Source organism: bacterium, assembly GCA_027622355.1.
Taxonomy (GTDB): Bacteria; UBA8248; UBA8248; order UBA8248; family UBA8248; genus JAQBZT01.
Genome location: JAQBZT010000151.1, coordinates 1 through 7,484, shown reverse-complemented (window position 1 = coordinate 7,484; position 7,484 = coordinate 1). Strand labels below are relative to the sequence as shown.

The window sequence follows — 7,484 nt, the reverse complement described above, 5'->3', positions numbered from 1 at the left end:
CCTTAATCGCTTCGGATGAAAGCGCCGCTTTTCCCTCCGCTTTTTTTCATCAGGCAGACATCGGCGATGACCATTTCCCGGTCCACCGCCTTGCACATGTCGTAAATCGTCAGGGCCGCGACCGAAACGGCGGTCAACGCCTCCATCTCCACCCCGGTGCGATCGCGGGCCCGGACGGTCGCTTCGATCTCGATCCCGCCCTCCTTGGCCATGGGGGTGAAGGCAATCTCCACCCCGGTCATGCGGATGGGATGGCACATCGGGATCAACTCGGCGCAGCGCTTGGCCCCCATGACGGCGGCCACCCGGGCCGTCCCGAGCACATCGCCCTTCGGCAGGGCGCCCTCGAGGATGAGGCGAAGCGTCTCGGGCTTCATCTCCACCCGGCCGCGGGCCACCGCCTCGCGGGCCGTCTCTGCCTTCTCGCCCACTTCCACCATGCGGGCGTGGCCGCTTTCATCCAGATGAGACAACTGCCGGGACATGGGTACCTCAACGCATGAAATTTCATGTGGTTAGCGATACGAAACCGCGCCACCCTGCGGAGAATTATACACCCCTCGCCCCGTATTTTCGAACACAACGTTTCTTTAAATAGGAACAACGGGAACGGAAGCCCTATTTCAAGGCGCCGGAGTAAAGATAAGCCGGGGAGGGAGAAATCCGCCTTTTCGGCTAAAGCCGGGGCAGGGTGAGGCCTTTCTGGCTCTGGTACTTGCCCTTCTTGTCCGCATAGGAGATCTGACACATTTCATCGCTCTCGAAGAAAAGTACCTGTGCGATGCCCTCGTTTGCGTAAATTTTGGCGGGAAGCGGGGTGGTGTTCGACACTTCGAGGGTAACGAAACCCTCCCACTCGGGCTCGAAGGGAGTGACGTTGACGATGATCCCGCAGCGCGCATAGGTGCTCTTCCCGACGCAGATTGTCAGGACATTCCGGGGAATCCGGAAGTATTCGACCGTTTTGGCCAGGGCGAAGGAATTGGGCGGGATGATGCAGGTATCCGCCTTGATCTTGACCAGGGAGCGCTCGTCGAAGTTTTTCGGATCGACGATGGTCGAATTCACGTTGGTGAAGATCATGAACTCATCCGCAATGCGGACGTCGTAGCCGTAGGATGAAACCCCGTAGGAGATGACTCCATCGCGGACCTGTTTTTCGGCAAACGGCTCGATCATGCCGTGCTCGCGCGCCATCCGTATGATCCAGCCGTCCGACTTGATGCTCATCGCCTGGCTCCTATTCCCGGCGGCGGGCGCCCCGGCGCGGGCCATCCTCGGCCTGCTCCACGCCCGCTAAGCGGATCCTCCGCCGTGAATATCGAAAGGAAAAAAATGCGGAACAAAGAAAAACGGTTACCGGATCGGCGGCCGCCAGCGGGAGCGTCCGCGAAGCAGTGACTTCCCAGGAGCCAAAGCGCACTTGGAGCGGGATTCCCTCCCCCCCGGATACCTGCCGTTTTGGTATCGCCCACGCTCGCCCGATGGCGCGGGTGAAACGGCAGTGCATCTTCGCGAAGAAGAAATTCCGCGGCGCCTCGGCATCACCCGGCGGCCGCCGGTCCCGTAACCGTTTCTCCACATCGAAAATCACGGACGCAATTCAGGGGCGCCCGCAAAACCGAGCGCTTCGATCAAACCACAACATATTGTGTCCTGTCAAAGAATTTTCGCGTCAAAACCACAATTTATTGTTAACAGACCGTGAAAAAAAGGGGGATTACGCCGGGAGAAGCTGTGGACAGCCGGGGGAAAAAGTAGGCACATCTCTCCACAACCTCTTGAGAAGAAAGGGTCAGCACCTCCCACGGACCGGGGGAGCCCGCCTACCGCAAACGCTCGGGAAATACCTTTACGTTTCCGCTCTCTCGGAGTTTTCTCGCAATCTCCTGGAACTTCGCGCGCCGCTTGATATCGAGAAGGATGTTTCGGACATCATCTTTGACATCATTGAAATTCGCTATGGCCGCCGGGGTCTTTTCAGACACACGAAAAATCTGCCAACCCAGCGTGCTTTTGACCGGATCGCTGAACTTTCCGATGGGAAGCTTGAAGACCACTTCCTCTATGCCCCGCTCCAACTCGCCGCGTTGAACCGTCCCCATCATCCCGCCATTTTCGCGCGTCGCCTCGACGATAGAGCGCTTGCGCGCCACCTCGGAAAATGAAGTGCCGTTCCGCAATTCCGCCACTGCGCTCCAGGCATCCTTTTCCAACGAAGTAACGATGTGGGCCAGCAGCACCGATTCCTTGCGCTGAAAACGGTTTTTGTTTTTTTCGAAAAAATCGCGCAACTCGGCATCCGAAACTTCGGCGGCGTCGTTGACTTCCTGCCGGACGAACTCCTCGACCACGATGCGCTGCTTCGCCTGTTCGATCCGGGCCCGGATGCCGGGAACCTCGTCGTACTTTCTCCGGATCGCCTCTTGAAACAGCAACTCCGTTTCGATGAGGCCACTCAGGAATTTTTCACGGTTCTTCCGGATCCGAATCTGCACCGTCGGCGGAAACCGTCCGATCAGCTGATTGATCTCGCCCAGCGTCAGTTTTTTTCCGTTAATGATCGCGACTTCGGCCGACTCATTCTGCGCGGCGCTTTTCTTTTTTTCCGCGCCCGCAGCCGGCCCCGCCGCCGCGCCAACCGCCAAACCGAGCACCAAAAAAAACGGAGCTGCTTTCTGAATGTTCATTCCTTCCCTCTTTTTTTACATGAACCGATTGGCGGCGTGGCACCTCGTTATATGCTGAATTGCCGGCCGATGTACTGATAGAACGAATCGAAGAGAAACTCGCGCTCCAAGCGCAAAGCGCTGACGCAGGTATCGAACTCATCTGTGAGCTTGCGGAACAACCGAGCACTCGGCCGCACTCCGTCAATGTCGGCAACGTGACAGTAGGCGGCTTTTCCCTGGGATACGTAAAATTCGGGGTTCAGCTTCTTCCTCTGGAGATTTTCCGGATAAAGCCCCGTAAAGAAAAGGCAGACATCCCCCATCTGGAGCTTGAGCTCGCGAAGGGAGGCCCCCCGACGCCCCTCGGCTTCAACCAGAAAATCCAGAACCCGCTCCAGACGCTCGCCCGTCCCGGGGGAGCACCGGAACAGATTGTCCACATGGGCAAAACGCAGGAGAAGCCGCCAGACATACTCGATAATTTCCCCGTCCCTGAAACGGATGACATCAAAGGCCGATTCCGTCGCCATCCGAAGATGTCTGCCGAGCGGATGATTTTCCGTCACCGTGTTTTTCGGATTCATATCGACCCCCTGGGTGGTGGTTGTCTTGGGCGTACCTCGATAGTAGTAAAACCGCCAGGGAAATAGTAGTAAAACCGCCAGGGAGGGGTCAATTTGTGAAAAATCACCCCTCTAGGCAAACCAGGAAAACATGAGTGCCAGGTAGACGCCGTAGGCGAGAAGAAACGCCCCGCCCACCCAGCGCCCGCGCGGTCCCGGAAAAGCCGCCGCGGCCAGAAGCAGCGCCATCACCGCAACCATCGCGGGAAAATCCAGGGAAAACGTCTGCGTCCGAATAGGCAGCGGCCGGATCGCCGAGGCGGCTCCCAGAACCCAGGTCAGGTTCAAGACGTTCGCGCCGATCACGTTGCCCAGCGCTATGTCCTTGTGCCCGTGCAAGGCGGAGACGATCGCGGTAATGAGCTCGGGCATCGAGGTGCCGATCGCCACCAGCGTGACCGCGATGACCAGCTCGGGCACCCCCGCCGCGCGCGCCAGCTTGGCGGCGTTCTCCACAAGAAGCATGCTGCCGGCCAGCACAGCGGCCGCCCCGGCGAGAAAGCGGCCCGCAACCCCGGCCAGCGAAGCCTGCGCGCCCTCCCCGTTCGCGGCAGGACTCCCCCAGCCCGAGCGCCGGGCCAGATGCCACAGATACAGAACGGCCGCCAGGAGAAGGACGGCGCCTTCCCCTCTTCCAATCGTTCCGCTGAAGGACAAGAGGATAACCAGCGCCGCGGCGCCGATCATGATGAGGCCCTCTTTCTGGACGATGGCGCGCGGGATGGGCATGGGGCGGATTAACAGCCCGATGGCGAGAATCAGGCCGATGTTGCAGATCGTCGAGCCGACCGCGTTGCCGACCGAGGTGTCGAGCCGTCCCACCGCCGCGGCGAAAGCTGAAACGCCGAACTCGGGAAGGGTGGTGGCGATACTGACCAGCGTCGCCCCGATGAACATGTTGGAGACCCCGGTCGCCCGGGCGATCGCCACGGCGCCGCCCGTGAACCAGCCGGCCCCCTTGGTCACCACCAGAACCCCTGCCGCGAACGCAACCAGATTCGCCCAAAGGGGCAAACTCTCAAAAAATGAGCCCAAATCGCTTTCACCTCGAGCAAGGGAAGAACAGATACCGCGGGCCGGGCAAACCGGGGCGGCGCGACGCCCCACCCCCTACCCCTCCGGCTTCCCGCGCGAAGGAGTGAGGCGCCTGGAACATATCACCCTTGGGCAGGAATTCCAACGCTTTAGCGGCATTTTCGCCCCCCGCCCACCGGGCGCGAAAACATGTGCACCCCTGAAGGAAAATACGATATAATTCCGCCATAGTTCTTCCGTCGCCAAACTGGATTCCAGACCGCCCGATGATCAACCTTGACTTGATTGGGCGAGGCTGATAGAGAACTCGCGGTTTGACTTCTCCATATTTGGGATGTTGGGTCTTTTTCTTTTGTCCAATGTTCATTGATTGTTGTTTTGCGCGCGATCTTAAAGGGAACGGTTATAGTGCTCACCCAAGAAGGCGTGATCAAAACCTATGATCGTTGGGGCAATTTCTACGATCTGATCTTCAAGAAAATCTTCAGCGAAGGCCGCGATGTCGGAGTCGATCTCCTCGATCTGAAACCCGGCGAGCGCCTGCTCGAGGTCGGAGTGGGAACCGGCCTATCCCTTCCCCTCTACTCGCGTCAGGCCAAGATCGTCGGAATCGACATCTCCCCGAAAATGCTCGAAAAGGCCAACGAAAAAGTCGAAAGAGAAAGCCTTGGCAACGTCTCCCTGCAGGTCATGGACGCGCAGGCCATGGAATTCCCCGACAACAGCTTCGACTGCGTGACGGCCTGCTACGTCGTCAGCGCCGCGCCGGACCCCTTCAAGGTCGTCTCGGAGATCTGCCGCGTCTGCAAGCCCGGCGGGCGCATCGTCTTCATCAATCACTTCAAGAGCCAGAACCGCTTTCTCGCCTTCTGCGAGGAAGCCGCCAACGTGCTCGTCCGCAAGCTCGGATGGGAAACCACCCTTGATCTGGAGCGTCTCCTCCAGACCAACCGCCTCACGCCCAGTATCCAGAAGAAAGTGAATCTCTTTGACTACTGGCGCGCCGTCCTGTGCCTCAACAACACAGACTGATCCCCTGCCCTGCACATTCGCAAATATGCTTCCGCCCCCGAAGTGAGTGAATGCATACCGTTAAGCAAATCCGCCGCTGTCCGGCCGAAACCTGTTCCACCGGAGGTTCGTTGATGGTATTCTCCCCCTCTGTCGCCAACTATCGTTCACCGAATTCCAACCCGCATAGGAGAAGACCTGTGGGAAAAGTGATCCATGTCAGCAAGGTTCGTGTGGTCAAGGAGCCCGGCAAGGCCATGAAGACGGCCTACCTGTCGGACTTCAAGGACGCCCCGATCCCCTACGGCGTGCACGGAGGGATCAAGGCCTACTACAAGGTGGACCCCGAAGAGGAGCGGCCCGCGACGCTGGATCATCTCGTCGCCGCCGTCGCGGGGTGAATGACCGGAAATATGGGCGGCGCGCTGGATGCGCGCGGCATTCCAAGTGCTCCGGATAACCTCGAAGCACATGTGGAAGGTTTCATCGAAGATGTGGACGGCATGGCCCTGATCACCAAGATCAAGGTTCACTACAAGGCCAGGATTCCCAAGGGCAAGCGCCCCGAAGCCGAGCGCGCCCTGGGGGTGCACGATCTGGGCTGTCCCGCAAGCCAGAGCGTTCAGCGGGGAATCAAGATCGAGTACTCGGCCGAGTTTGTAGAAGAAGACTAGACTCGCCGGTTGAGCATAAAAAAAACCCGGGGCAGAATCTGCTCCGGGGTTTTTTTATGCGGGCATCCCTTCCGCCCCCAGCGCGAGGGCCAGATACGCGAAGATCAGATACCAGTCGAGGGATGAGAGCATGGGGGATTATTTCTATGGTTTACGAGGAAACTTTGTGGAACGGCTTTGGACGGCCATCATTTTTATCACCGCTCCGGTTAATTCCCACACGAATTCCGCAAAATTCATATCTATGTGTAAATCATAATGTTTTCTCCCAAGTTTCGGATGGATTAAATCCCTCGCGAACCACAGAAAAACCAACCCCGCCACCAACTCAGGCTGCAGGGACTTTTTCTGAAGGTAGGCCAGAACAAGCCAACTGAGAGTGTAATTAGGCTTGTCCCTCTTGATCTCTTTTCGTACTTGCAACCTAACAGATGGATTTCCATAAAGCAGTCCTTCAATGGTGGACCCACAAAGCACAACAACTGCCTGAGCGAGACCGTATTTTTCCAAATTTACTGGGCTCATTTCGCTTTCTTTGCCACAAAGCCATCTGGCAGCATCGTAGTTTTGCTGGACGACAACTCTGTATGGATTTCGGCCGAGCAATCTATCGAAGGGAACCCTGCTTAAGCCACGGAGATCAGTAGGCGTTCCAGAGTTTTTCTCATAAATATTCTTGTCAAATACCTCCACAAATAGTCTTGCAACTCTAGTCCGATGCAGATTTATTAGTTGTTGGACCTGCTTCCCTTGCTGATTCCGGATACCATTTAAAAACCGTCTAAATGCTTTCAGGATGACCAAAAGCCTACGCGCAGACTGATCTTGTGGTACTGATTGGTGCAATTCGTCGTATAAAATTTCGTCCTCTTTGTATGCAAGTCTGAGCCATTTGATGCCGGTGAGGATACTCTTGCCTGCAAGGAGAGACATTCCACCAATCTTGAAGTAGATAAGACCTTTATGGGTTCGGGTATTCGTCGCGCGCTCTCTTTCACGAATCCGGCGGCATAAGGCTCGCCAAAACTGCTCCCTTGCATGCCAATTTTTAGCAAGTCCGCGATCAATATCACCAGCGAACTGGCCCCAGAGGTCATAATCGGTTACATCAAGCATTCCCTGTGACAGGAGTTCAAACAATTTTTGGCGTGCATCACTCCATTTGCTCGATTTTATGTGATTTTCAAGGTCCGCAAGATGGTCATCGTTGGGTGAATTCGTTGGAAATGAAGTCACGGCCTCACACTCCAAGTCTAGTGTCGTTTCAATCTGGGAATTCTACCTTGCGGGGCCCACAAAAAAAACGCCCTGCTTTCGCGGGGCGCTCTTGAAAACCTTCCCTCATCCCAGCCTTCTCCCGGGGGGAGAAGGAGTCCCCGCCGAACATGGTTCGAGCGGGGTATGGAGAAGGGGTACGTTCCCCCTCCCCAACCCTCCCCCGAGGGGGGAGGGAGTGCTTTCCCCGCACA

9 protein-coding genes are annotated in these 7,484 nt (G+C 57.1%); 3 read left to right on the top strand and 6 right to left on the bottom strand.

The features are described from left to right. Positions 1-2: 2 nt before the first annotated feature. The 5 genes from moaC to O2807_09630 form a co-directional block, all read right to left on the bottom strand. Positions 3-485, bottom strand: a complete 483-nt coding sequence (gene moaC, locus O2807_09650) for a cyclic pyranopterin monophosphate synthase MoaC (GenBank protein MDA1000759.1) — start codon at positions 483-485, stop codon at positions 3-5. A 190-nt stretch (positions 486-675) separates the two neighbouring features. Continuing rightward, on the bottom strand, positions 676-1,230 hold the full coding sequence (dcd, locus tag O2807_09645) for a dCTP deaminase (protein ID MDA1000758.1): 555 nt from the start codon (positions 1,228-1,230) through the stop codon (positions 676-678). 596 nt (positions 1,231-1,826) lie between these two features. Continuing rightward, on the bottom strand, positions 1,827-2,690 hold the full coding sequence (locus tag O2807_09640; GenBank protein MDA1000757.1) for a peptidyl-prolyl cis-trans isomerase: 864 nt from the start codon (positions 2,688-2,690) through the stop codon (positions 1,827-1,829). Between the two features lie 47 nt (positions 2,691-2,737). After that, positions 2,738-3,256, bottom strand: coding sequence for a hypothetical protein (locus O2807_09635; GenBank protein ID MDA1000756.1), 519 nt, complete (start codon positions 3,254-3,256; stop codon positions 2,738-2,740). Between the two features lie 111 nt (positions 3,257-3,367). Continuing rightward, positions 3,368-4,309: a calcium/sodium antiporter gene (locus O2807_09630; GenBank protein MDA1000755.1), complete on the bottom strand. Its 942-nt coding sequence runs from the start codon at positions 4,307-4,309 to the stop codon at positions 3,368-3,370. Positions 4,310-4,738: 429 nt separating this feature from the next. Here O2807_09630 and O2807_09625 point away from each other — a divergent pair, with 429 nt between their 5' ends. The 3 genes from O2807_09625 (at position 4,739) to O2807_09615 (ending at position 6,015) form a co-directional block, all read left to right on the top strand. Further along, positions 4,739-5,362 (top strand): methyltransferase domain-containing protein, encoded by a 624-nt coding sequence (locus tag O2807_09625; protein ID MDA1000754.1) that lies wholly within the window; start codon positions 4,739-4,741, stop codon positions 5,360-5,362. Positions 5,363-5,541: 179 nt separating this feature from the next. Next, the gene (locus O2807_09620) at positions 5,542-5,742 is read left to right on the top strand and encodes a hypothetical protein (protein ID MDA1000753.1); all 201 of its coding nucleotides are present in this window, start codon (positions 5,542-5,544) and stop codon (positions 5,740-5,742) included. Beyond that, a complete protein-coding gene (locus tag O2807_09615; GenBank protein ID MDA1000752.1) occupies positions 5,743-6,015 on the top strand; it encodes a hypothetical protein in 273 nt (90 codons plus the stop codon). A 144-nt stretch (positions 6,016-6,159) separates the two neighbouring features. Here O2807_09615 and O2807_09610 read toward each other — a convergent pair whose 3' ends face one another. After that, positions 6,160-7,251, bottom strand: a complete 1,092-nt coding sequence (locus tag O2807_09610) for a hypothetical protein (GenBank protein ID MDA1000751.1) — start codon at positions 7,249-7,251, stop codon at positions 6,160-6,162. Between the last annotated feature and the right edge of the window lie 233 nt (positions 7,252-7,484).